The sequence below is a fragment of the Micromonospora sp. NPDC048935 genome (assembly GCF_043197875.1).
In the GTDB taxonomy this organism is placed as follows: domain Bacteria; phylum Actinomycetota; class Actinomycetes; order Mycobacteriales; family Micromonosporaceae; genus Micromonospora.
Genome location: NZ_JBICTZ010000003.1, coordinates 88,865 through 113,612, shown reverse-complemented (window position 1 = coordinate 113,612; position 24,748 = coordinate 88,865). Strand labels below are relative to the sequence as shown.

Genomic DNA, 24,748 nt, shown 5'->3' with positions numbered 1-24,748 from the left:
ATTGACCTCGTCGGGAACGACGGCCAGCCGGCGGACCGAACCGCACCTGCCCGCCCTGCGGCCAGCCCGACGTGCAACGTACGGCTGGTGGCCGCCTCCGCGGTCGGCATCGTGCTCGGCGGTGGTCCCGCTGGAGCGGGGCCCCTGCGGACCGTTACTGTCCCAGGATCTTGAAGACTCCGGCCACAATTCCAGAAACGATCCAGGAGCCGGCGGCCTTCAGCTTTTCCAACAGGCCCGTCGACGCCCTCGTGGCGATCACGGCCTCAGTTCGGTCGCTCTGCTGAGTGGTCACGGTGATATTGGCGACACCGGACCCGACGTTGATCGTCGTGTGTTGAACGGGCACCCCGTCGGAGACATACGAGTGGGTCGTCGTGGGCGGGGTGGACGTGGGGTGACGATCGACGGGCCGGACCACAGCAGCCGGGGTCGCGGCACTCGGCGTGGTCGCCCGTCGGCGGGTTGGAGCAGGAGCAGGAGCGGGCGTGGGCGCCGGGGTGACTGCGGTGCCTTTGCTGCGCCGGGGTTTGGGCGGTGTCGGGGTGACCTGCCGCGGCGGGTCAGGGTCGCCCTCCTCGGAGGCGGTCTCGCTGGTGACCCGCGAGATGGTCGACAGCACGAACGCGTCGAACCCAGGCGCGCTCACCCGCTCCAGCATGGCGAGCCAGAGCCGTGCCATCCACCGTGACCGGTCAGGGTTGCGTTCGCGAGTGTTCGTCACCGGGACGAAGGGGATCCGGTGAGCGCGGTCGCCGACCACCGTCTCCATTGCTTCGCGCAGCGCCGCGCTTCGCTGGGCCAGCTCGTCGGGGTATTCACGGCGGGTGAACCTGTCCGCACGGGTGAGCACAACGACCGCGCGGTCCCACAGTTCGTGACCGAACTTGTTGGTGAGCGCCCCGAGCGTGTCGTACTCGCTGCGTTCGACCCTGGTGTCGTCGAGCTTGGTGACGAACAGGACGAGATCGATTTCGCCGGCCTCCTGCTCGATCAGCGCCAGATAACGCTCGTCGTTGGACCGGTCCCACCCGGCGTCACCGAAGCCGGGCGTGTCGATGAGAACCATTGTCGACTCGCGATATTCGGCGTCGTATCGCTCGATCTTGGCGGTCGTCGGTCGGTATTTTCCCGTCTCGGCGACCGGGGCGCCGACAACGGAGTTGATGATGCTCGACTTGCCCACGCCGGTTCGGCCCACCACCAGGATCCGGGTCGAGCGCTGCTTGGGGGGTTTTGGGCTCACCAGGCTCCTGTCTTTGCAACCGGATCCCTACTGATGGTGAGGGTCCCACACCCCGTCAAGCCTGCTGCGTCAACGCCGACGAGACCCGTGGCGTCGACCTGGGGGTGCGGGCGCTGCGGCGAAGATTGTGCAGATGGAGGGGTCGCGTGTGCTCAGCGGTTCGTTCGGATGCTGGCGAGTAGTTCGACGATCCGGTGCCTGATGTCGTCGCGAACCTGGCGGACGACGTCGAGGGGTTGGCCGGCGGGGTCGGTGAGTTTCCAGTCCTCGTAGCGTTTGCCGGGGAAGACGGGGCAGGCGTCGCCGCAGCCCATGGTGATGATGACGTCGCTGGCTCGGGCGGTGTCCCAGGTGAGTCGGGCCGGGGTCTGCCCGGTGATGTCGATGCCGACCTCGCGCATGGCTTCGACCGCGACGGGGTTGATCTGGTCGGCGGGTTCACTGCCGGCCGAGCGGACCTCGATCGTGTCGCTGGCCAGGTGCCGCAGCCAGCCGGCGGCCATCTGGGAGCGACCGGCGTTGTGGACGCAGACGAAGAGAACGCTGGGCTTGTCGGTCATCGGGGTTCTGTCTCCGGGGTGAGGTGGGCTACGACCACGGCGTCGGCGGCGTTTCCGGCACTCGGGTACCAAAGAACGATGGCGGCGATGGCGACCAGGCCGCCGACGATCTGAGCGCCGAGGAAGCCGGGTAGGGACGTGGGGGCGATTCCGGCGAAGGTGTCGGTGAAGGCGCGGCCGATGGTGACGGCGGGGTTCGCGAACGAGGTGGACGAGGTGAACCAGTAGGCGGCACCGATGTAGGCACCCACAGCGGCCGGAGCCGCGTTGCTGCGCCCGGTGCGGGCGAGGGCGAAGACCAGGACGACCAGGCCGGCGGTGGCGACGATCTCGGCCAGCCACAGATTCGCGCCGACACGATCGGTACGGGACCACGTCGTGGCTGGTAGCTCGAACATCAGGTTGGCCAGAACAGTCCCGGCAATCGCGCCGCAGACCTGGGCGACGATGTAGGTGGCGAGATCACTCGCGCTCAGGCCGGTGCCGGCGCGTCGGCCGAGCCACCAATCGACCGCCGAGACGATCGGGTTGAAGTGCGCACCCGATACCGGCCCGAAGGTCAGGATCAGCGCGCCCAGTGCCAAGGCGGTGGCGATCGCGTTCTCCAGGAGCTGGAGCCCAACGTCGCCGGGCGAGAGGCGGGCGGCGGCGATGCCGGAACCGACGACAGCGGCGACGAGCACTGCCGTACCGGCGAACTCCGCGGACGCGCGGCGGGCCCGCAGGCTCACGCGGTGGCTTCCGCGGAGGTGGCGGAGAGGTCCAGGAGCGCGCGGAGTTGCCGGAACGCCTCCGGGCGGACCCGGTACCAAACCCAGGTGCCACGCCGCTCGGAGTCGACCAGGCCAGCCTCGCGCAGGACCTTCAGGTGGTGGGAGATGGTCGGCCCGGACAGGTCGAATGCCGGGGTCAGATCGCAGACGCACATCTCCGGCACCGAAGCGATCATCGACATCAGCCGCAGCCGGACCGGGTCGCCCAGGGCCTTGAACAGTGGAGCGACAATTGCCGCCTGGCTGGTGTCCATCGGGCGGACCGCGATCGGAGCGCAGCAGGCAACCGCGTCCAGGTTCACCACCGGCAGACCTTGTTTCGACATTCCTCTAGGTTGACAGATTTCAAAACAGGGTGCAACGTGGGTCCTGCTTCGAAAAGCATCAAGACAAGGGGTCGTGATGATCAAGCCGTTCCGTCGTCGCCGGACTGCCGCGTCGTACTGCGATCCCTGCGGGCAGACGTGTACGCCGGCCTGCCGCGCCGAGGCCCGCTACGAGCGCACCCGCACCGCCACTCTGACCAACCACCACATCCGCTAGATCCGTAAGGAGAGTCATGTCCCGCGTTCAGCTCGCCCTGCGTGTGTCCGACCTCGAAAGCTCCGTCGCCTTCTACTCCACGCTGTTCGGCGTCGAACCCGCCAAGCGCCGCCCCGGCTACGCCAACTTCGCCGTCGAGAACCCGCCGCTGAAGCTCGTCCTGCTCGAAGGCGAGCCCGACCAGCCCACCGTGATGGACCACCTGGGCGTCGAAGTGTTCAGCACCGACGACGTCAACACAGCCACCAAGCGCCTCACCGACGCCGGCCTGATCACCCTGGAAGAGAACAGCACCGAGTGCTGCTACGCCCTCCAGGACAAGGTGTGGGTGCGCGGCCCCGGCAACGAGCCCTGGGAGGTCTACACCGTCAAGGCCGACTCCGACCAACTGGAGAAGACCGCCGCAAGCGCGTGCTGCACCCCCGCCGGAACGAGGGAGCCGGCCACCGCCGGTGCTGCCGGAAGCTGCTGCTGACGCGCCCCAGCTCTTGAGCGTGCGTCCGCTGCTCGTGCACCTGCGGCAGCAGACGGGTACGTGCCTTCTACTGCGGCGGGCGGGGACGACCTCGGTCTGGTACTTCCGCTTCCCGCTGATCGGGTCGACGCCGGCATTGACCTTCGCCCGCAGCGACCCGATCGGCAGGGGTTCGATCTCGCCGCCCTGGCGGTTGCTGCGTCCGTTCGATGCTGCCACGGGACCGGAAAGTCGCTGACCTGCGGCGAGGTGGGGTGCGCCCGGCAGGATTCGAACCTGCGGCCTTGGGATTAGAAGTTGAATCGGATACGGGTTAGCCCGTGATCGTGAGTTGCTAGGGGTGTCTATCTGTACAGGTAGACACCCCTATCCATGTCGATCCATGTCGGGTCGTGACGCCGGATCCGGAGGCGTCCGGGCTCACTGCGGGCTCACCGCCCCAAAGATCAGCGCATCTACGTGGCATTGTGACCTGCTGTATCGAGGCCATCAACCAGCTGTGACGCGATGGTGGCGCTGAAGCCGCTCGGCCAAGCGCTGGCGCTCTTTGGAGCAGCCTTGTCGTACCCTTCTGTCACTCTGAGAACGCGGATTGGGCGCTGCTGCGTGTGCGTCGCCCCTGGGACTCAACGCGCATTAACGGGCGTTTCCGGCAAAAGGATCATAGAATGGCAGAAGAGGGCGATCGAGAACTGGAATCCTTGGAGGTTGTCCGCGCGGAACTCGACGTTGAACGGACGGCGCAAGAGAAGCGCGCCGAGACTGTCGACAGCCGAGCCGGCCAAGTTCTAGGATTCGCCGGCGTGTTGGCCGGACTCGCACTCAACAGCAAGTCAGGATGGGCGCTGCCCGGCGCGGTCGCCGCAGCCGCAGCAGCGACCTTGGCGGCTTCGATCCTTAGGCCAAGAATGCAGGCGGGAATATATCCACGGGGCCTCTACCTGGGGTACATCACCAAGGAGCCAGACCGCACGAAACGCGTGGTCCTGGATACACGAATCGCAGATTATGAGAGCAACAAGGACCAGTTAGATTTGAAGCTAGACCGCTTGGATTGGGCGGTCCGGCTCCTAGTCCTCGCCATCGTCCTGGTGGTCTTGGCGCTCCTGGTTGTGATCCTTACATTAAAAGGTGGTAAATGATGTCCAATGAGAGACACGGTCAACAAAGCGGGCGCGACGTCAACGACTCGCCGAAGCCTGCCGATCCTCCCGTCGTAATCAAGCCGGATCCAACCATCAGTGAAATCGGCAGGCGAGACGGCGAACGCCCGCGACACTTCAAGAATCGATAGCATAATCCCGACTTTCATCGGGTTCGCAGGTCGTCACATCGTCAGAGTAGTTAGTCGCGAGGAGTGTCAACCTGTTGATCCCGTGGAGGATTTAATGGCCTTTTCACCAGATTTCGGCGACGTGCCGGGATGGGTAAGCGCATTATGTGCCATCGGTGCGGTGGGCATCGCCGTCTGCGCCGCGAAAGCTGCGTTTCATCAAGTGAAAGAGGCTCGAAACCTTCGGGAGGCTCAGGCGCAACCTTTCGTGGTCATCGACTTTGAGCCCACGCGGGGGGTGGGGCATCCCTTCATGGATCTGGTGATAAAAAACGTGGGTCAGACGATGGCCCGCGATGTGCGCTTCAAGTTCTCGCCAGGATTGGTGAGCACCCTGTACGAAGATCCAAGTGCGCCTAGTAGGCTATCCGACCTTACCGTATTTGCAAGTGGGATCGCTTCAATTCCGCCAGGTAGGGAGTATCGGATTCTTTTTGACAAGATGCCGGATCGCTTCGCGGACCCCCAGATGCCACGCCAGTATGAAACAGTAATTTCGTTTAGCGACTATAAGGGTGTGCCACAGGAGCCGCTCACTCAAATCCTCGATCTTGATGTGTATTTCAGTGCCTTGGTGATCTCAGAGTACGGCACTCACCATATCGCGAAGACTCTCCGAGCATGGGCGAAGAAGAACGGGGTCACTCATTTTTAGCTGAACCTACCTCTCGCGAGAGCAGGTATGGGTGACTGGCGGCCCGCCGCACGCGCCGAGACGAGGTGGGTGGTGGGGCTACGGTGCGCCTATCACGGGCAGTTCCTCGCCTGCCAGCAAACACTGCTCCGAAGATGTGCCGCGCCAATGCTCCGCACCCTGTGCGGTTTAACGGAGCGCCAAGCGCGAGCCTGTGAACAGCGCAAACGTTGGTCACTTCCGGTGCGATGACGACCGGGCATACGAGTAGGCTACCGCCTGAACCGCCAGCGTCTGAACGCGCGTCAAGGTCCGCTTGACGTGGCAGGCCGGGCGGCGTCCTGCTCCCCAGAAGGGCGAGTCGACGGCATGCGGGGTGTCTGGAGATCGCCTCGTGAGTAGACTTGAATGCTGGGCTCAATCCTTGTGTCTTCATATACGTGGCATATCAGCGAATGGTTTATTTCGGATAGGTAGATTTGGTGATTTTTGAGTAACCTCTGGATTTTCTGCGAATAGTTGCTTAGTTTATCGGCGTGCTCGAAATGGTGTTGAACTCTTAGTCTTTTCGCGTCTGACTCATCAAAGTACTGATAAGGATTGGCGGCATGCAGCAGGCTACTACAGTACCCGTACGCCTTGCCCCAGTCGTCTTCAGACAGGTAAGGGGTGGCCGGCTCTGTCATTTGCCAGTAGTAACTATTGCCGCTTTCGACTTTTGTGAAGTCGAAAGGAATGGGCCAGTAGTTCGGGTTGATCGAGCTAACCAACTTGCGAACCTCGCCTGCCGTCTTCCCGGCGAATGCTGTGGTGACGGCTGCTGCTCCGGGGCGATTGGTGATTAGGGTGGCTAGCACGATTTGTTCTAGCGCGATTCGAACTTGCAGGGCACACGCTTCAAGCTGAACCCTGTTGATCGGCGACTTGGCTAGATTTTCATCGGCGTGCTGCAATCGTTGCTTTGTGAAGGTCAACATTGCAGAATAGAGCGATAGATCCTGTGGCCTTGCGTTATCTGCCGGCCCACCTCTTCTTTCATGCTCACTCATAGGATTGATTGTCTAACCGATTTAGGTGCATGTCGAGTGTCACGCGGCGAGAGTTTCGACTGGCCGATCGGTCGGGTTGAACTGGAGCATGCCACCGCCCCGGTCCTTGGTGTCACGGTCGAGCACGACGCTTGGCAAGTAGTTGGCCATCTCTACACGACCGCCTTGGTTCCAGTGCGAGCGGACTTGTGCCACCTGGCGTCGGTCATGTCCATGTCGGTGTTCGTTCCTTGATCGATTGAAATGACGGCCTGCGCGAGAGGGCATCGCCCCTAATCGCCTCTGAGACGCGGCCCCTGGTCATGCCGAGCGAGCCGTGGTGCGTCGTCAACCCTCCTGGCTCGCCCGTTTGGCACAGATTATCCGTCCTGCAACGCGAGGGTGTATGCGTGGACGAAGAAGGTTTCTACGCGCGCCCAGTGCAAGTGGCCGGCGAGCGCGGTGTCGCCCTCTCGACCGAGCACCACGTGAACATGCACCTTTCCGTCCTGGATTTCGCCAGTGCCGCTTAGTTCGAACGGCTGCCGGTACTCAGTGACGATGTCTTTGCGGGCATCGTCGGCGAGCATATTGCTGATTGCGCACGCATCGACGGCGCCAATGAGGGAGACAATCGCGCCGTCCGTTATCCCTTGGTCCGCGGCTTGCTTGGTAAGCGTCTCTACTACTTCTTCCCCTGGCTTGACTGTTAGGACCTTCATCTGTTGTCTATCCGATCGCTAGAGGGGTGACGCCGGCTAGTACTGCCGCATATGCCCGTAAGTTCTCGCGGCACTTTTCTTGTTCTACAGCACGCATCAGGGTAGTTCGGGTTCGAGTGTCGCCGGCATCAACGAAGTTGCCGAGCAGTACCGCGCTGCACCATCGGGCGGCGGCATCGCGGTTGTTGGTTAGCTCATTGGCAAGTCTTTGCGATACCCGTCCTCTTATGTCGCTGCTCTCGCTTCGTGCCCAGTTGGTGGCCTTCGTGCTTGTCGCACCGGAGAGGTGTGCTGCTCGTTCCCATGGCAGTTCCAGTACCCGGCTGGCAACGGCGGTTAGGTAGAGTTGTCGTGCGTCCTGGTCGGCGCGGAGTGCGGTGATTGCCGCGTCACCCAGTTCGGCCGCTCCCACCTTCGCGAGGATGCCGGCTGCGTTGACCCTGAGGACTGCGGTTGCGCCGGTCCGCATCCAAACGGAAAGGCCCCGTCGTGCCGTCTCGTGCTCGGCTGCCAGCGCGCCAATGGTCAGATCAGTGGCGTGGCTGGTCTGTGCGGTCGCGAGGAGGTGGCCGCTGCCCTGCGCGATATCGCCGAATACTCGATGGGCAACCAGAACGTCTGTCAGTGCGGGGTCAGTGAAGCGGTACGCGTCGTCTGCTGTCCTGAGGACGTGTGGATGCATGTTCAGCACCCGGGTAATTGACCCTGGGATGAGAGAGGAATCCAGCTCGTCCTTGCGTTGCTGCCAGAGGTTCCACGCTAGCCATTCGACGGCTTCGTGCTCGGCGCTTAGCGCCACCGGGGCGGAATGATCATAAAGGACACCGGTGGCTGCGGTAGCTAGGGCCGAGGTGAAGAAGTGGCGGCGATTCACGTTGGCTTCTTTCTTGTCCAGCTCGCCGTCAGCAGCAGGGAGGGCGAACCACAGCCGGTCTTCCGGCACGCGCAGCGCTGCTGCCCACTGCGCTAGGCGGTCAAGGTGGACTATGGGTGGACCGGTCTCGACTCGGCTTAGCTGCGCTTGACTCATGCCGACCCATGCGGCGGCTTGGCCCTGGGAGATCGGATGTCGGCCATGGTAGGGATGCGTTCGCCATGCCCGGATGACCCGACCCATGTGGCGGCTTTGCAGCGCTTGGGCTAGGACAACCTCGTCCCAGAAGCTGGCTGGGACCTCGGGTGCCGTACCTGAGTGGTGCCGGTCGTAGGCCGAGCAGGGCGAACAGCGTCCGGCCTTGTTGTCGCGTGCGAGCCGTGCGCCGCAGCGGCAATAGCGGGCCTTGTGGGTAGCTGTCATCTTGGCGTCCTTGTGTGGCTGCCGAGCCTCGATGGTAGGTGGTTCCACTCCAAGATCCCATTCGAGTGCTGGCTCTGGCCATGCATGGGGTGCATATCGATACCTGCCGTCTGTCATGTCGTCCTAGGTCGAACCACCGGCATCGTGTCGCTAACGATAGGCGATCGTTCGATTACGGCGCTCAAGCTCCTTGTTCGTTCGCGACTGGTGACTCCGTGCGGACCGGTGACGGCTGGCACGCCGCGCGAACCGGGGGCAGTGGCAAGCCTCCTCGCGTGGCGTGCTCGGCCGATGCAGCCTGGAAGGCGGTTGAAGATGGCGATCTACCCCGGTGGTGAACAGGTCGATGCCGCGCAGAACGCGCTTGAACGGCACGCGGTGTCAAGTGCGGACGGCCGTTGCCTGAGCTGCGGAACGGCCGGGCCGTGCGCTCAGCGAGAGGCCGCTGTACTGGTTTTCACGCGAACGCTTCGCCTGCCGAGTCGACGGCCCGGGGCGACTCGCCCCGAGCTGATCGGCGCGCGTCGCGTAGCTGTGCCGACGCTGTTTCCGGCTCGGTAGGCCACGGCAATGGGTCTAACTACTGGTGATCTGACGTCGTCACGCACCGCTGCCGAGCAGCTAACGCCAGCGACGCTGGCGGAGGCTCGTCGTCTGCTTGGGACTCAGCTAGCCCGAACTCGGAAGGCTGCTGGCGTCACTCAATCCCGGCTCGCGGCTGAGGTCCGGTGGTCGAGAAGCACGGTCGCGAACGTGGAGACGGCCCGCCAGGTGGCCTCTCGCGAGTTCTGGACTGCGTGCGATGTCGCGTTGGGTGCTGGCGGGCTACTGATGGCGGAGTGGGCGCGTACAGCAGCCCTGGCGCGGCGGCTCAACGACCAGACGGCGGTGAACCTCATCCGCAGGCAGTGGGCTGAATCGCCGGGAGTATGCGTGTGCCGCGAGCTGAAACGGCTGTTTGAAGCCCCCGACGCGTCACTGTTCCTCGGCGTCTCGCCCGTCGTGTCAGTCCGCGTGAACGAAGTTGTTCATGGATGACGACGCTGATCTGATCCGGCCTCGGCATCGACCGCATCGATCCCGCCGATTCCCCGGCGGTCGGCCATGCGCGTGCCCGGCGTGCCGTACCGCCCGGAACGGAAAGCGCTCACCTCGCGGGTCTGCGGCGGGCTGGCCCGGCTCGGCTCCCGCCCCTGCAACCTGGCCGGCTGGGACAGGGCAGGTAGACGAGCCGACGCAGATCGATTGGACCCGCGCGGCCGAGGCGGTGACCCGAGGACACCTCGGCCGCGCGCAAGGAATCGCACCCGTCGGAAGGAGCGGACCCCCTCACACGTCAGCTCACGGCGCGACCCCCGCCAGCCCTTACATCGAAGGAGACACGACACCATGACCGACACGATCACTGGTAACCCGACGATCAAGGCTCGCACCGGCCCGATTGACCTGTCCCGCCCGCACTTCGTGGGCGTCGGTGGGTCGGCGATGTCTGGCCTGGCCCGGCTGCTGGCCGAACTGGGCCACGAGGTCAGCGGCAGCGACCTGAACGACTCCGCCACACTCGCGGCCTTGGCCGTTGCGGGCGTGCGGATACACGTCGGGCACGACGCCTCCCACGTGCAGGGCGTGAGCTGCGTCGTCTACACCACGGTTGCCCAGAATGCGCCGGAGATCGAGGCGGCCCGCGCTGCCGGTGTTCCGGTGGTACATCGGGCGCAGGTTCTCGACGCGCTCAGCGCCAATCGGCGGCTCGTCGCGGTGTCCGGCTCGCACGGCAAGTCCACGACGACCGGCATCCTGGCCCACATCCTGCGGACCCTCGGCGAGGACCCGACCTACCTGATTGGAGCTGATCTGACCGGGCCGGGCTCTGGCGCCCGTCTCGGCGGATCTCGGCTGTTGGTCGCGGAGGCGGACGAGTCGGACCGGTCGTTTCACTTCCTCACCCCGTCGATCGCGGTCATGACCAACGTCACGGACGATCACCCGGAGAACTTCGTCAACCATGCCGCGGTGATGCGCGCCTACGTCGAGTTCGGCTGCCGGATTGCTCCTCGCGGGTTCCTGATCGCGAACGCCGACTGCGTGGGCGCGAACGTGGCCGCCGAGGTCATCGCTGACGAGCGACCTGACCTGACGGTGCTGCGCTACGGCCGGAGCCGCACGGCCGATATCTGCCTGCTCGACGTGCACGCCGAGGGGTGGAGCGTTTCGGCGACCGTCCGGATGCCGAACGGGACGACGGTGCGGCTGACTCTGCCGACCCCGGCGGCGCACCACCTGGAGAACGCGGTTGCGGCCGTGACGTGTGCGGTGGCCCTGGGCCTGGACCCCGCCGACGTGGCGGGAGCGGCGTGCACCTTCTCGGGGGTACGCCGTCGCTTCGAGCACGTCGACACTCGGGCCGGGGTGACGGTGATCGACTCTTACGCCGATCACCCGAAGGAGATTGCCGCCGACCTGGAAGCCGCGCGTACCGTGGCTCGCGGCCGGGTCATCGTGGTGTTCCAGCCGTCCGGGCACGCCCGGGTGCTGGCTTTCGGTAGGCGGATCGGCCGGCTCCTGGCGGACCAGGCCGACTACGTCCTGCTGCTCGACGTGCACGGCACCGTGCCTCAGGGGCGGCCGGCGGCCGACGCAACAGTGATCGTGACCCACTTGCGTGACGGCCAGTACTGCCTGCCGCTTGGCGCGGATCATGTGGCCCGGCTCGTCGGGGGGATGGCCGGTCGCGGTGACGTGGTGGTGACGATGGGCACGGGTGATGTGACCGGCTACGGTGCGGCGGTCCTGGACGCCCTGAGCCAGCGATCCGAGGTCCCGTTGTCCGCGTGATCCCTACGCCTGGGCGGTGACAGCGCCGGGTTCCTCGATCAGCTTGTCCGCGAGCGCGAGCAGCCCGGCGCTGTTCGATGCCTTCACCAACACCACGTCGCCCGGCCGTAGCCCACTGCGGAGCAGTTCCCACGCCTGGGCCACGTCCGCCGCCCGATCAACCGCTGTGCCGCTGCCGGCGACCCCAGCCGCGTACTGGTCGGCGTTCGTCCCGCCGATCGCCACCAGCCATCCGGCCCCGATCTCGGCTACCTGCTGTCCGATCTCGTGGTGCACCTCTGTGGCGTGCTCGCCCAACTCATTCATCTCGCCCAGCACCGCGACCGCCCGCTGACCGTCGCCGGTCATCGCGTGCAGGGCGCGTAATGCGGCGCGCATGGCGTCGGGTGCGGCGTTGTAGGCATCGTTGATGATCGTCACCCCGTCCGCGCGGGTGGTGACCTGCATCCGGCCCGGTGACACGGCCTCGGCCTGCGAAACGGCCTCGGCAACAGCCTCGATCGGGTGGCCAAGCCCGAGAGCGACGGTCGCGGCGGCAAGCGCGTTGGACGCCTGGTGCAACCCGTACAGGCGCAACCGCACCTCGGCGGCCTGGCCCTCGTGCACGAGCCGGAAGCCAGCCCGGCCCATCTCGTCCAATGTCACGTTCTCGGCCCGCACGTCCGCCGGGCTCTCGATCCCGTAGGTGAGCACGCGGGCGTGGGTGCGGCTCGCCATCGCGGCCACCAACTCATCGTCGGCGTTGAGCACCGCCAATCCGCCGTCGCCCGCGTCTGGCAGGGCTTCCACGATTTCGCCCTTGGCCTGGGCGATGTTCTCCACCGAACCGAACTCGCCAAGGTGCGCGTGCCCGACGCGGGTGACGACGCTGACGGTGGGTGGGGCGATGCGGGTCAGATAGGCCACGTGTCCGATGCCACGCGCACCCATCTCCAACACGAGATAGCGGGTGCCGGTGGTGGCGCGGGTGACCGTGTAGGGCAACCCAAGCTCGTTGTTGTTCGAACCACGGTTGGCGACGGTCGGACCGAAGGTCGGGAGCACCTGAGCCAGGATGTCTTTGGTCGACGTCTTGCCCACCGAGCCGGTCACACCGATGACTGTGGTCTGCGGCAGCCGGTCGATCACCGCGCGGGCGAGGCGTCCGTAGGCTGCTGGCACGTCCTCGACGACCACCGCCGGCACCCCGACCGGCCGTGATGCCAGCAGCGCCACCGCACCGGCCTCGATCGCCTGAGCGGCGTAGTCGTGTCCGTCGACGCGTTCACCCGGCAGCGCCACGAACATCCCGCCGGGCTCCACGCGCCGGCTGTCGAACACCACCGGGGCCGTGACGATCACGGCGTCGGGAGCGTCGTGGACGGCTCCGCCGATCGTGGCGGTGATCTCTTCCAGGGTCATCGCGAGCACGGGATGAACCTATCGTGGCGGGCAGAGGCCGCGCCCGATCCATTGGTCGGTGTTGCTGACATCAGCCTGGTCTTTTGTGGTGCGCCCGGCAGGATTCGAACCTGCGGCCTTGGGATTAGAAGTCCCCTGCTCTATCCGCTGAGCTACGGGCGCGTGTGGCGTGGATGTCGCGCCCAGAGGGTACCGCCGCCCCACTGCCCGGCGGCGAAAAGGGTGCCCGCGTCCACGTTGCCGAGCAGGGTCTCACGTTGGCCCTGCGGCGGGCACCTGGGTTCCCACGGACCGACGTCGCCTCGGACCGTACCTTTGGCTGGTGTTGCTGGATCCCGACGCCGAGAACGACGTCGCCTACGAGCTGTGCCAGGTCGTCGGTCGCGCCATCCTGCCGTACCGGTCGGACGGCGACTGTGGCACCGCGTTCTTCTTCCAGGGCGGCGACGACCCGGTGGGCGAGTCGCTGCTGACGGCGGCCGACCTGGTCGACGCGTCGGGTGGTGAGCTGGGGCTGCGGACGAGCGTCACCGAGCCCGCGGGGGTCGCCCCGGCCGCCGTCGCCGTGGCCGAGATCGTGCCCGGCTGGGCCCGCTTCCCGGGCGACGGGGTCGCGGTGCTGCCGACCGCCGGCCTGCACCGCTACGCCGGTGACGGCGGCTGGCGGTGGCGGGTCCAGCCGGTGCCGGCGGGGATCGCCGCCGGGCCCGAGGTGGTCGCCCGCCTCACCGCCGACGCCGGTACCGCTTTCGTGCTGGCCCATGGGGTACGCGAAGACGGGTCGCGCCCGCTGGAGGTCGCGGTCGAGCGGGTGGTCCGCGACGGGGACGCCGTGCGGATCACCACCGAACTGCCGCAGGGGTACGTCGGCGCGCCGATCTTCGTCGTCCAGCCCGACGCCACCGGGGAGCTGTCGCCGTACTGCCTGGGCCTGGTGCTGCCCGGCGTCGGCGGGCATCCGGTGGCGACCTTCGACCGGATCCGAGCCGTCCTTCCGGTGCCGCCCGGCGACATCTGAGCGCGCCCGGTGTCGCCCTCTCGGGTGGTCAGCCGCCGGCTGTCGCCGCACCCGCCGTGTCGGCGGCGGACCGTCGGCTCTCCGGTGGGCCGGCCTCGACAACTGTCGAGTCGGCGCCGGCCGGGGCGGTGGGGCCGGCGGCGAGGAACGCCTCGGCCCAGCGGCCGACCTCGTCGAAGACCTTCCTGCGTACGGCGGGGCCGGAGAGCGTGAGGTCGTGCATCCCGCCGTCGAAGCGAGCCAGGGTGACGTGGCGGCCCAGGCGGGGTGCGTAACGGACCATGTGCTCGACATCCAGGACGGCGTCAGCCAGGGTCGCGTTGTCGTGCCACCGGGTGCCCCGGAAGGAGCGGGTCGAGCAGGCCAGCAGCACGGGCACCTGGATGTCCAGGCCGGCGCGCAGCCGGCGTTGACCGGTACGGATCGCGTTCAGCCAACCGGCCCGGACCGGGAACCCCGCCAGCGGCTTCCACGCCAGGTCATACGTCCACTCGCCGCGGTGGTCGGAGTGGAGGCTCTCGCCGTACACCGTGCCCAGCCCGAACGGCAGGATGCGGTGCGGCGCCCTGCGGCCCAGCCGGGAGACGGCGGCCGCGAGGGGTCGGCGCACCGCCCAGGGGGCGTTGATGTCGAAGAAGGGGCTGTTGAGCACCAGGCCGTCCACGGTGCCGGTGTCGCGGCGGGCGTCCGCCCAGAGCGAGATGATCAGGCCGCCGGTGGAGTGGCCCATCGTCAGGAGGGTGTCGTGCCCGTCGTCCTGACGAATGATCTCGGCGGCGGCGTCCAGCTCGGGGAAGTAGTCGCTGATGTCGCGGCAGAAGTTCGGAGTCTGACCCGGGAGCAGGCTGCGACCATATTTGCGCAGGTCGAGCGCGTAGAAATCCCAGCCGCGCTCGGCGAAGAAGTCGGCCAGGTGGGTCTGGAAGAAGTAGTCGACGAACCCGTGCACATAGAGCACGGCCCGCCCGGTAGGACGCGCGGCCCGCCGCCGGACCAGGGTCGCGACGACGCGACCTTCGTCGTCGGTGCCCAGGTCGATCGTCTGCCGCTCGTACGGCGGCCCCAACACGTCCGGTTCCACGAACGCGACGCTACGCCGGAGACCTACCCGACGGTAGCCCTCGGTTCTGGTCCCTGGTCCCCGGTCCTCGTCCCCGGTCCTCGTCCCCGGTCCTCGTCCCCGGTCCTCGTCCCCGGCTCTGGTCCTGGGCCTCGGTCCGCCTCTGCCACGTTCTCGCGCCGCTCCCGCGCCGTCCTTGCCCTGCCCCCGCGCCCGCGCCGTCCTTGCCCCGCGATCTTGCACTTTCTGTCGCGGCATAAGGTGCAATAGCCGCATTTCAGGGGCAGAAAGTGCAAGATCGCGGGGGCCGGAACCGGGACCGGACCGGGCTGGGTCGGGTCGGGCCGGGCTGGGCCGGGGTCGCGGGGTCGGGTCCGGGCAGGCTGGGCTTGGGTCAGGCTGTTTCCGCGTCTGCTCGCGTGGGGTCCTGGTCGTCGGTGGGGTCCAGGTCGGCCTGGGGCTGCGGGATGTCGCGCAGGTGCTTGTTGTGCCGGGGCTCCTGGCGGGTCTTGGCGTCGTTGAGCCGGCGACGCAGGTCGTCGCGGACGTCGTTGAGCGCGGCGTGCAGGTCCTCCTCCGCGGAGGTGGTGACGATCTTCTGCCGGCCAGCGATCCAGCACTCGAGGGTGACCTTCTGGCCACGTGCTTCGCGATCCTTCACCGACACCTCCAACTCGGTGGCGTCGGCGTGGAAACCGGCCAGCCGGGCGTCGAGGGTGGCGAACTGCTCGGCGATCCAGTTGCGGTCGCCCTGCGAGAACCCGGCGCCCACCCGCAGGCACTCGGCGACGGTGGCCGGGTTGGCCGCGGCGCTCATCGCCGCGCCTCGGAAGCGATCGCGGAGCCGATTCTGGTGATCATCATGACGCTGACCTCTCGTCGACGTGGAGCTGTCGGTGGTGCGTTGATCAAGTGCTTACCCAAACTGGTCGGGCTCGGAAACCGCCGACGCCCAGCCGGGCGGGTCGGCCGTACCACATTTGGGCGTGATCAGGGCGTTGTCCACAGGTGGGTTCGTTGTCCACAGGTTCGAGGGTGGGTGCTGGCGGTGCTCGCGCGCAGCGCCGAGGCTCGGTGTCGAGTCGACTCGCATTGGCAGGCCCCGATCCCCTGGAGGGACGATGTTCGACACGCATGTAACAATTGTCGGTAATGTGCTGACTGCACCCGAATGGCGCCGCACCACCCAGAGCAACACGCTGGTGGCCAACTTCAAGGTCGCCTCCACTGCTCGCCGACTCGACCGGGACAGCGGCCGGTGGGTCGACGGCAACTCACTCCGCGTTCGCGTCAACTGCTGGCGCAAGCTCGCCGAAGGCGTGGCGGCCTCCGTGATGGTGGGCGATCCGGTGGTGGTCTGCGGTCGGCTCTACACCCGCGACTGGACCGACGACGCCGGCAACCATCGCACCCTCTACGAGTTGGAGGCGGTCGCCGTCGGCCACGACCTGTCCCGGGGGCGGGCTCGCTTCCTGCGTAACCGGCCGAGCATGACGACCAGCACCGTGGAGGACGCGGAGGCCGAGAGTCGGGTGCACGGCGAGCCCACCGAGCCGGTGCCGGCGGAGGACGGGCCCGTGCTGCCCGACGACCGGCCGCTGGACGACGACTTCGAGCTTCCCGACTACGGCGCGCTGCGGACCAGCCCGTTCATCGACGATCCGATTGACGACGCTGTTCCCCTGGCCGGCGGGGTTCCCCGCGCTGGCGGAGTCTCCCCGGCTGGCGGAGTCTCCCCGGCCAGCGGGGATGCCTCGGCGGGCGGGCAGATCGGGCAGGCCAGCGTCCCGCCGGGTCTCGACGACGAGTTGGCGCTCCCGGCCGAGGCGACCGACGACAGCACCGGCCGCGACCTGGACGACGAGTTGGGGCCCGTGCCGGACGAGAGGCAGCCGGAGCCGGCGCAGTCCGGTCGGGGACGGCGTGGGCGAGGCCGGATCCCGCAGCCAGCCTGACCGATCGACGCGCCGGTTCGGCGAGCGTGTCGGCTGGTGAGTGTGCCGGTTCGGTGAGTGTGCCGGTTCGGTGAGTGTGCCGGCTTGGTGAGTGTGCCGGTTCGGCGAGTGTGCCGGCTTGGCGAGCGTGCCGCTTGGCGGTCGTGTCGGTTCGGCGGTCGCGGATCGGGCGGCGGCCGAGTGGTACGGGCCCTGTGCTGCTCGTCAGTGCTGCGGCGGCACGGCACACATGGCCTGGCACGACGGGGGCGGGGTGGCGTCGCGACCAGCGTCGTCACCCCGCGTGCCAGCAGCGGCGGGGTTGAGGGAGAGTGGTGGTTGCGGCCTTCCACGAGGCTCTGACTGCCGGAGTTCCGTGGGTGGGGCTGGTCCCGGGATGCTCGTCTAGGCTGGCCGGCCGGAGGTGGTGCGGGTGCGACGGACAGCGCCGGTGGCGAACGCGGTGGGCTTGCTGGCCGGGTACGCGCTGGACAGGCTGCTCGGTGATCCGCGCCGGTGGCACCCGGTGGCCGGCTTCGGGCAGGCCGCGGGTGCGTTGGAGCGCCGCCTCTACCGCCCGGACCGGACGGCGGGAGCGACGTTCACCGCGCTGGCGGTGGGCGGGCCGGTGCTGCTCGGGGCGGTCGCCGCAGCGGCTACCCGGCATCGGCCGGTGACCCGGGCGGTGCTGGTGGCCGCCGGCACGTGGACCGTGCTGGGCGGTCGTACGCTGCGCCACGAAGCCACCGTCATGGGCCGGACTCTGCGTGCGGGTGACCTGCCCGCCGCCCGCCGACGCCTCGGCCACCTCTGCGGGCGGGACCCGTCGACGTTGGGCGAGCAGGAGTTGGCTCGCGCCACCGTCGAGTCGGTCGCCGAGAACACCTCCGACGCGGTCGTCGCCCCACTGGTCTGGGGCGCGATAGCCGGCCTGCCCGGTCTGCTGGGCTACCGGGCGGCGAACACCCTGGACGCGATGGTCGGGCACCGGTCGGCGCGGTACGCCCGGTTCGGTACGCCTGCCGCGCGGCTTGACGACCTGCTCAACCTGGTGCCGTCGAGGGTGACCGGGCTGCTCACCATCGCCGTCGCGCCGGTCGCCAACGGGGATCGGCACCGGGCCTGGCGGGTGTGGAGGCGTGACCGCAACGACCATCCGAGCCCCAATGCCGGCCAGTGCGAGGCGGCGATGGCCGGCGCGCTCGGCGTCCGCCTCGGCGGCCGCAACGTCTACTACGGGCGCTCCGAGGTGCGGCCGTTCCTCGGCGACGGCCCCCGCCCCGAGGCACGGCACCTCAAGCGGGCCGCCCGGATCTCCGGCGCGGTCGGGCTGGCCGCGGTCGGGTTGGCCGCCGCCTACCCGGTGACCCTGGGCCGTTTGGTCGGTGCCCTTGGTCGTCGTGGGCTCGGCGTCGTGGGGAGCGGTGGGCTCGGCGTCGTGGGGCGTGGTGGTTCCGTTGGCGTGGGTCGTCGTGGGCTCGGGCTCGGTGCGCCTGAACGGGTACGGCGGGGGAGCGGGCGGTGAGCGGCGGGCTGCTTGTCGCAGGCACGACCTCCGACGCAGGCAAGAGCGTGCTCACCGCTGGCATCTGTCGCTGGCTGCACCGACAGGGCGTGAAGGTGGCGCCGTACAAGGCGCAGAACATGTCGAACAATTCGGCGGTGGTCGTCGGGCCGGACGGGCGTGGGGGCGAGATCGGACGGGCCCAGGCCATGCAGGCCGCTGCCTGCGGGCTTGCACCCGACCTGCGGTTCAACCCGGTGCTCCTCAAGCCGGGCAGTGACCTGGCCAGTCAGGTGGTGCTGCTCGGCGAAGCGGTCGACACGATCACCGCGGGCACGTTCCGGCACCTGCGACCCCGGCTCGCCGAGACCGCGTACGGGGCGCTCGCCGAGCTGCGCGACACGTACGACGTGGTGATCTGCGAGGGTGCCGGCAGCCCCGCGGAGATCAACCTGCGGGCCGGCGACTACGTCAACATGGGGCTGGCCCGGCACGCCAACCTGCCCACCATCGTGGTCGGCGACATCGACCGGGGCGGCGTCTTCGCCTCGATGTTCGGCACCGTGGCCCTGCTCGACCCGGCCGACCAGGCGCTGATCGCCGGTTTCGTGATCAACAAGTTCCGGGGTGACCTCGGGTTGCTCCAGCCGGGGCTGGACATGCTGCGTCACGTCACGGGCCGCCCCACGTACGGGGTGCTGCCCTGGGCACTGGACCTGTGGCTCGACGCGGAGGATTCCCTCGCCTACGGCCGGGTGCTCGGCCGCCCCGCCGCCCCGCACGGCACCGAGTGGTTGGACGTGGCAGTCGTCCGCCTACCCCGGATCAGCAACGCCACCGATGTGGAGGCGCTGGCCACCGAGCCGGGCGTTCGCGTACGCCTCACCATCGAACCGGCCGAGTTGGCCGCCGCCGACCTGGTCGTCCTGCCCGGCTCCAAGTCCACCGTCGCCGACCTCGCCTGGCTGCACGAGACGGGCCTCGCCGACGCGGTGGCCACCCATGTGGCGGCCGGTAAGCCACTGCTCGGGCTCTGCGGCGGTTTCCAGATGCTGGGCCGCGCCATCCACGACACGGTGGAGAGCCGGCGGGGCAGCGTACCGGGGCTCGGCCTGCTACCCATCGAGATCACCTTCGATCCCCGCAAGACTGTCCGGCAGTCGGTGGGCACCGCCCACGGCGGTGTTGCGGTACGCGGCTACGAGATCCACCACGGGTACGTCTCGCAGACCGACCCGAGTCTGCGCCCACTGTTGACCGGCGACGACGGTGTCGGCGAAGGAGCCGTGCTCGGCGTGGTCCACGGCACGCACTGGCACGGGGCGTTCGAGTCTGACGGGTTCCGGCGGTGGTTCCTGACCGAGGCGGCTCGCCTGGCCGGCCGCACCGGGTTCCGGGTCGCGCCGACGACCAGCTTCGCCGCCGCTCGGGAGCGTTCACTCGACCTGCTTGGCGACCTGGTCGAGGAGCACCTGGACACCGACGCCCTCTGGCGTCTCATCGAATCCGGTCCACCCGCTGGCCTACCCTTCATCCCGCCCGGCCCTCCACCCTCCTGACCGCTCGCCGTCCAATGCGGAGCGTGGGGCAGTGCGGTGCGCGAGTGGCCCCGAGTCACCGGCCCCCGTTCCCCAAACAACACCAAACCGGCCCCCCATGATCGACAAAGTCGGGGTGCCCTTCTCCGCGATCTTGCACTTACTGTCGCGGCATAACAGGACTTTCCTGGCATACCGGCGACAGAAACTGCAAGATCGGCGAGGACGGGGCGGGCGCGGGGCGGGCCGGGCGGGGCACGGCGGGGCGCGGCGGGCCGGGTGGGGTGGGGCGGGTGGGGTGGGGCGCGGCGGGCCGGGCCGGGCACGGCGGGGCGCGGCGGGCCGGGTGGGGTGGGGCAGGGCGGGGTGGGCAGGGAGCGGCGGGCCGGGCCGGGTGGGCAGGGCGGGGTGGGGTTTTTGGGTGGGTTAGGGGCGGATGTCGGCGGGGCGGTCGCTGGTGGGGAGGCCGGCGGCCAGCCAGGCGTCGACGCCACCGATCATGTCGGTGGCCCGGCGTAGACCGAGGGTTTGCAGGCTGGCGGCGGCGAGGCTGGAGCTGTAGCCCTGCCGGCACACCAGCACGATCTCCCGGTCGTACCCGGTGGCTTCGGGGATCCGCCAGGCACTGGCCGGATCGAGCCGCCATTCCAGCACGGTCCGGTCGATGACGACCGCGCCTGGCAGGTCGCCCTGTTCACGGCGCTGCAGGTCGGTACGGGTATCGACAAGCAGCGCGCCGCCGCGGACCGCCTCGACGGTCTGCTGCGGAGTCAGTCGGTGCAGCCCGGCTCGGGCCTGTTCGAGGAGGGCGTCGATGCCGGGGCTCATCACGTCTCGGAGCACCACCCGATCATGCCGATTCGGCAGCACGCCGGGCGGCGAACGGGCTGCCCGTCACCCGTCACCGCCCCAATTCCCTCGGACGTGACGGTGCCCGGCCGGGGCGGTCAGCCGGACGGGTCGGCGTGGCCCACGGTTGCCGTTGCAGTCGGGTGATCGACTCGGGTTTGCTGATGTCGCGGTGTCCCGCTGGCAGGGATCGCGCGACATCAATGATCTGGAGTCGATCACGACTGGACTGCGGTCGGCGGCATACTTTGGTCATGCCCGTGGCGGTCGTCGAGGCGTACGCCGAATTGGCTCGTCGGGTGCTCGCGGGCCCGGCGCGGCTGGGACGGACCCGGCTGGTGGCGGTCGACGGGCCCAGCGGCGCGGGTAAGAGCCGGTTCGCCGCGCACCTCGCGGATGCCCTGGCGGTGCTGCTCGACGGTGACCGGCCCCCGGTGGTGCACACCGACGACCTGCTCGACGGTTGGGACGACCAGTTCAGCTTCTGGGCACGCCTCGACGAGTGGGTGCTCACCCCGCTGCGGGAAGGGAAGCCGGGCTCCTATCGGCGCTACAGCTGGGTGCGGCAACGCTTCCTGGGCCGCCCGGTGCCGGTGCCGGCGATGCCGGTGCTGGTGGTGGAGGGGGTCAGCACCGCCCGCGCGGTCGTCCGGCCGGAGTTGACTCTGGCGGTGTTCGTCACCGCGCCCGCGCCGTTGCGGCTGGCCCGCGCGGTCGCGCGGGACGGGCCCGAGATCCTGCCCGAGCTGCGTCGCTGGCACGCCGGCGAGCGTGCGCACTTCGCCGCCGACGACACGGCCGCCCGCGTGGATCTGCTGGTCGACGGCGCACCCACACTGCCCTACGACGCCGATCGGTACTACGTGCGCGTCCGGTGAGCGTGCGCGGGCATTGGACGAGCGTCACCGGCTCCGGCACGATGCGTGCAGGGTCGACGGCGTGCAGGGTCGACGGCGAGCAAGCACGACGCGAGCAGGCACGGCGCGAGCAGGGTCGACGGCGAGCAGGCACGGCGCGAGCAGGCACGGCGCGAGCAGGCACGGCGTGTGCAGGGTGAAGCGAGCAGTACGACGCGAGAACGACGACGCCAGAAGCACGACGCGAGAGCGCTCAGGGCGCGCGGCGAACGGGGGACTCATCATGTCGGCATCGGACGCGCCCGCGCGGCGCCGGATCACGCTCACCGGCATCAGCTCGCGGGCCTGGGAGCATCCGGCCGACCGGGGTGCGCTTGTCGCGCTGCGGGAGCTGCGCGGTTTCGACGACGTGGTGCGGTCGTTCTTCGGGATGTGGAACGAGCGCGGGTTCCGGCTGTCCGTGCTGGCCTCCGGCATCCGCGTCGACCACCGGCAGTATCCGGCGGTGTGGCAGCGCTACACCGAGGCCGGGTCGGTGCTCGACGTGGCCGACCTGCCCGAGCTGTACGTGACCCAATCGCCGTGGCTGGGCGCCGAGGCGGTCGGGCTGGAGCGGCCGTTCATCGTGCTGAACTCGGCCTGCGTGCAGCAGCTCGACGAGGACGAGCTGCGCTGCCTGCTGGGCCACGAGTTGGGGCACGTGGGCAGTGGGCACGCGGTCTACAAGACCATGCTCATGATTCTCACCCGGTGGGCGGCCAACCTGAGTTGGTTACCGGTGGGCGCGCTCGCGCTGCGGGCCATCATCGCGGCGATGCTGGAGTGGTGGCGCAAGGCGGAGCTGTCCGCCGACCGGGCCGGCCTGCTCGCCGGGCAGGATCCGGCCGCCGCGTTGCGGCTGCTGATGAAACTCGCCGGGGGCGGTGACCTGTCCCAGATCGACACGACCGCGTTCCTGGAACAGGCCGCCGAGTACGCCGGGGGCGGTGACCTGCGCGACAGCCTGCACAAGATTCGGATGACGGCGTGGAGCACCCACCCCACGCCGGTGGCGCGGGCGGCGTCGTTGCGCCAGTGGGTCGACTCCGGGGCGTACGGGCGGGTGCTGGCCGGGGACTATCCGCGCCGGGACGAGGACAGCTCGACAAGCATCTCGGAGGAGATCAGGGCGGCTGCCGACTCGTACCGGGAGGAGTTCGGTCGTTCCACGGACCCGCTTGTCGGGTTGCTGCGCCGCCTCGGCGACGGCGCGAGCGACGTCGGCGAGTGGGTCGGTGGCACCGCCGGTCGGGCCCGCTCCTGGATGGATGCCGCCACCGAGGCCGCCGGCCGCGCACAGCGTGCCGGCCGGTCCGCCCCTGGCGCGCGGGCGGGCTCCGGCCCGGCGGGAGACGGTGACGGGACGGGCTCCGCCGGCACGCCCCGGTAAGGCCGGCATACGATGCCGGTCATGACCTCACCGATCATGTCCGAGTCCGAGGTGCGGGCCGCAGTCGAGCGGGAGATGCCCGGCGTCCGGGCCGACCTGGAACGCCTCGTCCGCATCCCCGGCATCGCCTTCGATGGCTTCGACCACTCGCACGTGGAACGCTCCGCCGAGGCGGTCGCCGAGTTGCTGCGCGGGTGTGGCCTGGACGTCGACATCGTGCGTTCCGGCGGCCAGCCGGCGGTGATCGGCCGTCGGGCGGCCCCGCCCGGTGCGCCCACCGTGCTGCTCTACGCCCACCACGACGTCCAGCCGGTCGGCGACCTGTCGCTCTGGGAGTCCGACCCGTTCGAGCCGGTGGAACGCGACGGTCGGCTCTACGCCCGGGGTGCCGCCGACGACAAGGCCGGCATCATGGCGCACGTCGCGGCGCTGCGGGCGTACGGGGACGCGCTGCCGGTGGGCGTGGTGCTCTTCATCGAGGGTGAGGAGGAGTACGGCTCCGACTCGCTGGAGCAACTGCTGATCGAGCACCGCGACGAGATCACCTCGGATGTCATCGTGATCGCCGACTCCGGCAACTGGGACATCGGCGTACCGGCGTTGACCACCTCGCTGCGTGGCATCGTCAACTGCTTCGTCGAGGTGCGGACGCTGGACCACGCGGTGCACAGCGGCATGTTCGGTGGTGCGGTGCCGGACGCGCTCACCGCGCTGGTCCGACTGCTGGCGACGCTGCACGACGACGCCGGTGACGTGGCGGTGGCCGGGCTGGTCGGCCGGGAGGGCGCGACCGTCGACTACCCGGAGGACCGGGTCCGGGCCGAGGCCGGGCTGGCCGACGGCGTGCGGTTCATCGGCACCGGCCGGATCACCGACCGGCTCTGGACCAAGCCCGCGCTGGCGGTCCTCGGCATCGACGCCCCGGCCACCGGCGAGGCGCCGAACGCGTTGGTCCCGGCCGCGAAGGCGAAGCTCAGCATCCGGCTCGCCCCGGGCGACGACCCCAAGCGGGCGTACGCGGCGGTGCGCGCGCACCTGGAGCAGCACGCACCGTGGGGCGCCCAGGTGGCGGTCAGCTTCGAACACGACGGCTACCCGTGCGTGATCGACGCGTCCGGGCCGATGTTCGACGCCGCCCGCTCGGCCTTCCGGGCCGCCTGGGACGGCACCGACCCGGTGGACATCGGCGTCGGCGGCTCGATTCCGTTCATCGCCACCTTCCAGGAGATGTTCCCGAAGGCGGCGATCCTGGTGACCGGGGTGGAGGATCCGCACGCCCGCGCCCACGGCCCGAACGAGAGTCTGCACCTGGGAGAGTTCGCCAAAGTCTGCCTCGCCGAGGCGCTGCTGCTGAGCAAGGTGGCCGCGGCGGGGCGCTGAGAAATCGCGCCGACGATTTAGGGCCTGATCTGGGAGTTTACGGCGTGTCGGATCGCTCGTTGTTATAGTCTTTCGAACATGAGTACGAACGAGGTGATGGCCCGGTTGGGGGCCGCTGTCAGCGCACTGGGAGATGTCGACGTCTCCGCGTGGTCAGACGACACGCTCAACGAGCAGCTCGGTGAGCTCTCCGCCGCTCTGGTCGCCCTCGACTCGGTGCTCTCCCGGGTCGCTGGCGAGGTCCGTGCCCGGGGGATGCGCATCGAGGAGCCCGTCTCCGCCTGATCCGTCGTCCGCGTGAGCGGGCGGCACCCTGCCGACACCGCCCGGGC

24 protein-coding genes, 1 tRNA gene and 2 pseudogenes are annotated in these 24,748 nt (G+C 68.7%); 14 read left to right on the top strand and 13 right to left on the bottom strand.

Going from position 1 to position 24,748, the window contains the following annotated elements:
• Positions 1–154: 154 nt before the first annotated feature.
• From ACGFIW_RS11140 to ACGFIW_RS11125, 4 genes are all read right to left on the bottom strand, one after another.
• The gene (locus tag ACGFIW_RS11140) at positions 155–1,246 is read right to left on the bottom strand and encodes a GTPase (protein WP_393313009.1); all 1,092 of its coding nucleotides are present in this window, start codon (positions 1,244–1,246) and stop codon (positions 155–157) included.
• Between the two features lie 152 nt (positions 1,247–1,398).
• Positions 1,399–1,806, bottom strand: coding sequence for an arsenate reductase ArsC (locus ACGFIW_RS11135; protein WP_393313006.1), 408 nt, complete (start codon positions 1,804–1,806; stop codon positions 1,399–1,401).
• Entirely contained in the window at positions 1,803–2,537 is a 735-nt protein-coding gene (locus ACGFIW_RS11130; protein ID WP_393313003.1) for an aquaporin, read from the bottom strand. The genes ACGFIW_RS11135 and ACGFIW_RS11130 overlap by 4 nt, the downstream gene beginning before the upstream one ends.
• Entirely contained in the window at positions 2,534–2,905 is a 372-nt protein-coding gene (locus tag ACGFIW_RS11125) for an ArsR/SmtB family transcription factor (protein ID WP_393313000.1), read from the bottom strand. The genes ACGFIW_RS11130 and ACGFIW_RS11125 overlap by 4 nt, the downstream gene beginning before the upstream one ends.
• A gap of 76 nt (positions 2,906–2,981) precedes the next feature.
• Here ACGFIW_RS11125 and ACGFIW_RS11120 point away from each other — a divergent pair, with 76 nt between their 5' ends.
• The 4 genes from ACGFIW_RS11120 to ACGFIW_RS11105 all read left to right on the top strand — a co-directional run bounded on the left by ACGFIW_RS11120 (position 2,982) and on the right by ACGFIW_RS11105 (position 5,585).
• Entirely contained in the window at positions 2,982–3,122 is a 141-nt protein-coding gene (locus tag ACGFIW_RS11120; protein WP_393312997.1) for a hypothetical protein, read from the top strand.
• Between the two features lie 16 nt (positions 3,123–3,138).
• A complete protein-coding gene (locus tag ACGFIW_RS11115; protein ID WP_393312994.1) occupies positions 3,139–3,597 on the top strand; it encodes an ArsI/CadI family heavy metal resistance metalloenzyme in 459 nt (152 codons plus the stop codon).
• A 668-nt stretch (positions 3,598–4,265) separates the two neighbouring features.
• Complete coding sequence (locus ACGFIW_RS11110) at positions 4,266–4,739, top strand: hypothetical protein (protein ID WP_393312991.1); 474 nt, start codon at positions 4,266–4,268, stop codon at positions 4,737–4,739.
• Positions 4,740–4,973: 234 nt separating this feature from the next.
• Positions 4,974–5,585 carry a hypothetical protein gene (locus tag ACGFIW_RS11105; protein ID WP_393312989.1) on the top strand — a complete coding sequence of 204 codons (612 nt, stop codon included), beginning with the start codon at positions 4,974–4,976 and terminating at the stop codon, positions 5,583–5,585.
• A 284-nt stretch (positions 5,586–5,869) separates the two neighbouring features.
• On the opposite strand, the gene ACGFIW_RS11100 is transcribed toward ACGFIW_RS11105, so the two are convergent.
• The 4 genes and pseudogenes from ACGFIW_RS11100 to ACGFIW_RS11085 form a co-directional block, all read right to left on the bottom strand.
• Positions 5,870–6,613 (bottom strand): hypothetical protein, encoded by a 744-nt coding sequence (locus ACGFIW_RS11100; protein ID WP_393312986.1) that lies wholly within the window; start codon positions 6,611–6,613, stop codon positions 5,870–5,872.
• Positions 6,614–6,652: 39 nt separating this feature from the next.
• Positions 6,653–6,822: pseudogene (locus ACGFIW_RS11095) on the bottom strand (DUF397 domain-containing protein).
• A 150-nt stretch (positions 6,823–6,972) separates the two neighbouring features.
• Entirely contained in the window at positions 6,973–7,314 is a 342-nt protein-coding gene (locus tag ACGFIW_RS11090) for a PPC domain-containing DNA-binding protein (RefSeq protein WP_393312983.1), read from the bottom strand.
• A 7-nt stretch (positions 7,315–7,321) separates the two neighbouring features.
• Positions 7,322–8,431: a helix-turn-helix domain-containing protein gene (locus ACGFIW_RS11085; protein WP_393314010.1), complete on the bottom strand. Its 1,110-nt coding sequence runs from the start codon at positions 8,429–8,431 to the stop codon at positions 7,322–7,324.
• Between the two features lie 750 nt (positions 8,432–9,181).
• Between ACGFIW_RS11085 and ACGFIW_RS11080 the strand changes: the two genes are divergently transcribed.
• Complete coding sequence (locus tag ACGFIW_RS11080; protein ID WP_393312980.1) at positions 9,182–9,649, top strand: helix-turn-helix domain-containing protein; 468 nt, start codon at positions 9,182–9,184, stop codon at positions 9,647–9,649.
• Positions 9,650–10,000: 351 nt separating this feature from the next.
• Complete coding sequence (gene murC, locus ACGFIW_RS11075) at positions 10,001–11,446, top strand: UDP-N-acetylmuramate--L-alanine ligase (RefSeq protein WP_393312978.1); 1,446 nt, start codon at positions 10,001–10,003, stop codon at positions 11,444–11,446.
• Between the two features lie 3 nt (positions 11,447–11,449).
• Here murC and murF read toward each other — a convergent pair whose 3' ends face one another.
• Entirely contained in the window at positions 11,450–12,847 is a 1,398-nt protein-coding gene (murF, locus tag ACGFIW_RS11070; RefSeq protein ID WP_393314007.1) for a UDP-N-acetylmuramoyl-tripeptide--D-alanyl-D-alanine ligase, read from the bottom strand.
• An 86-nt stretch (positions 12,848–12,933) separates the two neighbouring features.
• Positions 12,934–13,009 (bottom strand) — tRNA-Arg (locus ACGFIW_RS11065).
• A 160-nt stretch (positions 13,010–13,169) separates the two neighbouring features.
• Between ACGFIW_RS11065 and ACGFIW_RS11060 the strand changes: the two genes are divergently transcribed.
• Positions 13,170–13,865, top strand: a complete 696-nt coding sequence (locus tag ACGFIW_RS11060) for a hypothetical protein (protein ID WP_393312975.1) — start codon at positions 13,170–13,172, stop codon at positions 13,863–13,865.
• Between the two features lie 28 nt (positions 13,866–13,893).
• Here the strand turns inward: ACGFIW_RS11060 and ACGFIW_RS11055 are convergent, their stop codons facing one another.
• Both ACGFIW_RS11055 and ACGFIW_RS11050 read right to left on the bottom strand, forming a co-directional pair.
• On the bottom strand, positions 13,894–14,946 hold the full coding sequence (locus ACGFIW_RS11055; protein ID WP_393312972.1) for an alpha/beta hydrolase: 1,053 nt from the start codon (positions 14,944–14,946) through the stop codon (positions 13,894–13,896).
• Between the two features lie 373 nt (positions 14,947–15,319).
• Positions 15,320–15,742, bottom strand: a complete 423-nt coding sequence (locus tag ACGFIW_RS11050) for an HPF/RaiA family ribosome-associated protein (protein WP_357067109.1) — start codon at positions 15,740–15,742, stop codon at positions 15,320–15,322.
• A 304-nt stretch (positions 15,743–16,046) separates the two neighbouring features.
• Here ACGFIW_RS11050 and ssb point away from each other — a divergent pair, with 304 nt between their 5' ends.
• The 3 genes and pseudogenes from ssb to ACGFIW_RS11035 all read left to right on the top strand — a co-directional run bounded on the left by ssb (position 16,047) and on the right by ACGFIW_RS11035 (position 19,922).
• Positions 16,047–16,880, top strand: coding sequence for a single-stranded DNA-binding protein (gene ssb / locus ACGFIW_RS11045; protein ID WP_393312968.1), 834 nt, complete (start codon positions 16,047–16,049; stop codon positions 16,878–16,880).
• A gap of 412 nt (positions 16,881–17,292) precedes the next feature.
• Positions 17,293–18,300, top strand: a pseudogene (locus tag ACGFIW_RS11040) (cobalamin biosynthesis protein); the annotation flags it as partial.
• Positions 18,301–18,380: 80 nt separating this feature from the next.
• Positions 18,381–19,922, top strand: a complete 1,542-nt coding sequence (locus ACGFIW_RS11035; protein WP_393312965.1) for a cobyric acid synthase — start codon at positions 18,381–18,383, stop codon at positions 19,920–19,922.
• A 405-nt stretch (positions 19,923–20,327) separates the two neighbouring features.
• Here ACGFIW_RS11035 and ACGFIW_RS11030 read toward each other — a convergent pair whose 3' ends face one another.
• A complete protein-coding gene (locus ACGFIW_RS11030; protein ID WP_357067235.1) occupies positions 20,328–20,729 on the bottom strand; it encodes a rhodanese-like domain-containing protein in 402 nt (133 codons plus the stop codon).
• A gap of 275 nt (positions 20,730–21,004) precedes the next feature.
• Between ACGFIW_RS11030 and ACGFIW_RS11025 the strand changes: the two genes are divergently transcribed.
• From ACGFIW_RS11025 to ACGFIW_RS11010, 4 genes are all read left to right on the top strand, one after another.
• Positions 21,005–21,628, top strand: coding sequence for a uridine kinase (locus ACGFIW_RS11025; RefSeq protein WP_393312962.1), 624 nt, complete (start codon positions 21,005–21,007; stop codon positions 21,626–21,628).
• Positions 21,629–21,890: 262 nt separating this feature from the next.
• A complete protein-coding gene (locus tag ACGFIW_RS11020; protein WP_393312959.1) occupies positions 21,891–23,036 on the top strand; it encodes a M48 family metallopeptidase in 1,146 nt (381 codons plus the stop codon).
• A 36-nt stretch (positions 23,037–23,072) separates the two neighbouring features.
• Positions 23,073–24,416, top strand: a complete 1,344-nt coding sequence (locus ACGFIW_RS11015; protein WP_393314004.1) for a dipeptidase — start codon at positions 23,073–23,075, stop codon at positions 24,414–24,416.
• A 78-nt stretch (positions 24,417–24,494) separates the two neighbouring features.
• Complete coding sequence (locus ACGFIW_RS11010) at positions 24,495–24,701, top strand: hypothetical protein (protein WP_357067117.1); 207 nt, start codon at positions 24,495–24,497, stop codon at positions 24,699–24,701.
• The last annotated feature ends 47 nt before the right edge of the window (positions 24,702–24,748 follow it).

Coding starts and splice junctions, on each gene's coding strand:
- ACGFIW_RS11135 (WP_393313006.1), bottom strand. CDS start 1,806: ATGACCGACAAGCCCAGCGTTCTCTTCGTCTGCGTCCACAACGCCGGT.
- ACGFIW_RS11125 (WP_393313000.1), bottom strand. CDS start 2,905: ATGTCGAAACAAGGTCTGCCGGTGGTGAACCTGGACGCGGTTGCCTGC.
- ACGFIW_RS11120 (WP_393312997.1), top strand. CDS start 2,982: ATGATCAAGCCGTTCCGTCGTCGCCGGACTGCCGCGTCGTACTGCGAT.
- ACGFIW_RS11115 (WP_393312994.1), top strand. CDS start 3,139: ATGTCCCGCGTTCAGCTCGCCCTGCGTGTGTCCGACCTCGAAAGCTCC.
- ACGFIW_RS11110 (WP_393312991.1), top strand. CDS start 4,266: ATGGCAGAAGAGGGCGATCGAGAACTGGAATCCTTGGAGGTTGTCCGC.
- ACGFIW_RS11100 (WP_393312986.1), bottom strand. CDS start 6,613: ATGAGTGAGCATGAAAGAAGAGGTGGGCCGGCAGATAACGCAAGGCCA.
- ACGFIW_RS11090 (WP_393312983.1), bottom strand. CDS start 7,314: ATGAAGGTCCTAACAGTCAAGCCAGGGGAAGAAGTAGTAGAGACGCTT.
- ACGFIW_RS11085 (WP_393314010.1), bottom strand. CDS start 8,431: ATGGGTCGGGTCATCCGGGCATGGCGAACGCATCCCTACCATGGCCGA.
- ACGFIW_RS11080 (WP_393312980.1), top strand. CDS start 9,182: ATGGGTCTAACTACTGGTGATCTGACGTCGTCACGCACCGCTGCCGAG.
- murC (WP_393312978.1), top strand. CDS start 10,001: ATGACCGACACGATCACTGGTAACCCGACGATCAAGGCTCGCACCGGC.
- murF (WP_393314007.1), bottom strand. CDS start 12,847: ATGACCCTGGAAGAGATCACCGCCACGATCGGCGGAGCCGTCCACGAC.
- ACGFIW_RS11050 (WP_357067109.1), bottom strand. CDS start 15,742: ATGAGCGCCGCGGCCAACCCGGCCACCGTCGCCGAGTGCCTGCGGGTG.
- ssb (WP_393312968.1), top strand. CDS start 16,047: ATGTTCGACACGCATGTAACAATTGTCGGTAATGTGCTGACTGCACCC.
- ACGFIW_RS11030 (WP_357067235.1), bottom strand. CDS start 20,729: ATGAGCCCCGGCATCGACGCCCTCCTCGAACAGGCCCGAGCCGGGCTG.
- ACGFIW_RS11025 (WP_393312962.1), top strand. CDS start 21,005: ATGCCCGTGGCGGTCGTCGAGGCGTACGCCGAATTGGCTCGTCGGGTG.
- ACGFIW_RS11020 (WP_393312959.1), top strand. CDS start 21,891: ATGTCGGCATCGGACGCGCCCGCGCGGCGCCGGATCACGCTCACCGGC.
- ACGFIW_RS11015 (WP_393314004.1), top strand. CDS start 23,073: ATGTCCGAGTCCGAGGTGCGGGCCGCAGTCGAGCGGGAGATGCCCGGC.
- ACGFIW_RS11010 (WP_357067117.1), top strand. CDS start 24,495: ATGAGTACGAACGAGGTGATGGCCCGGTTGGGGGCCGCTGTCAGCGCA.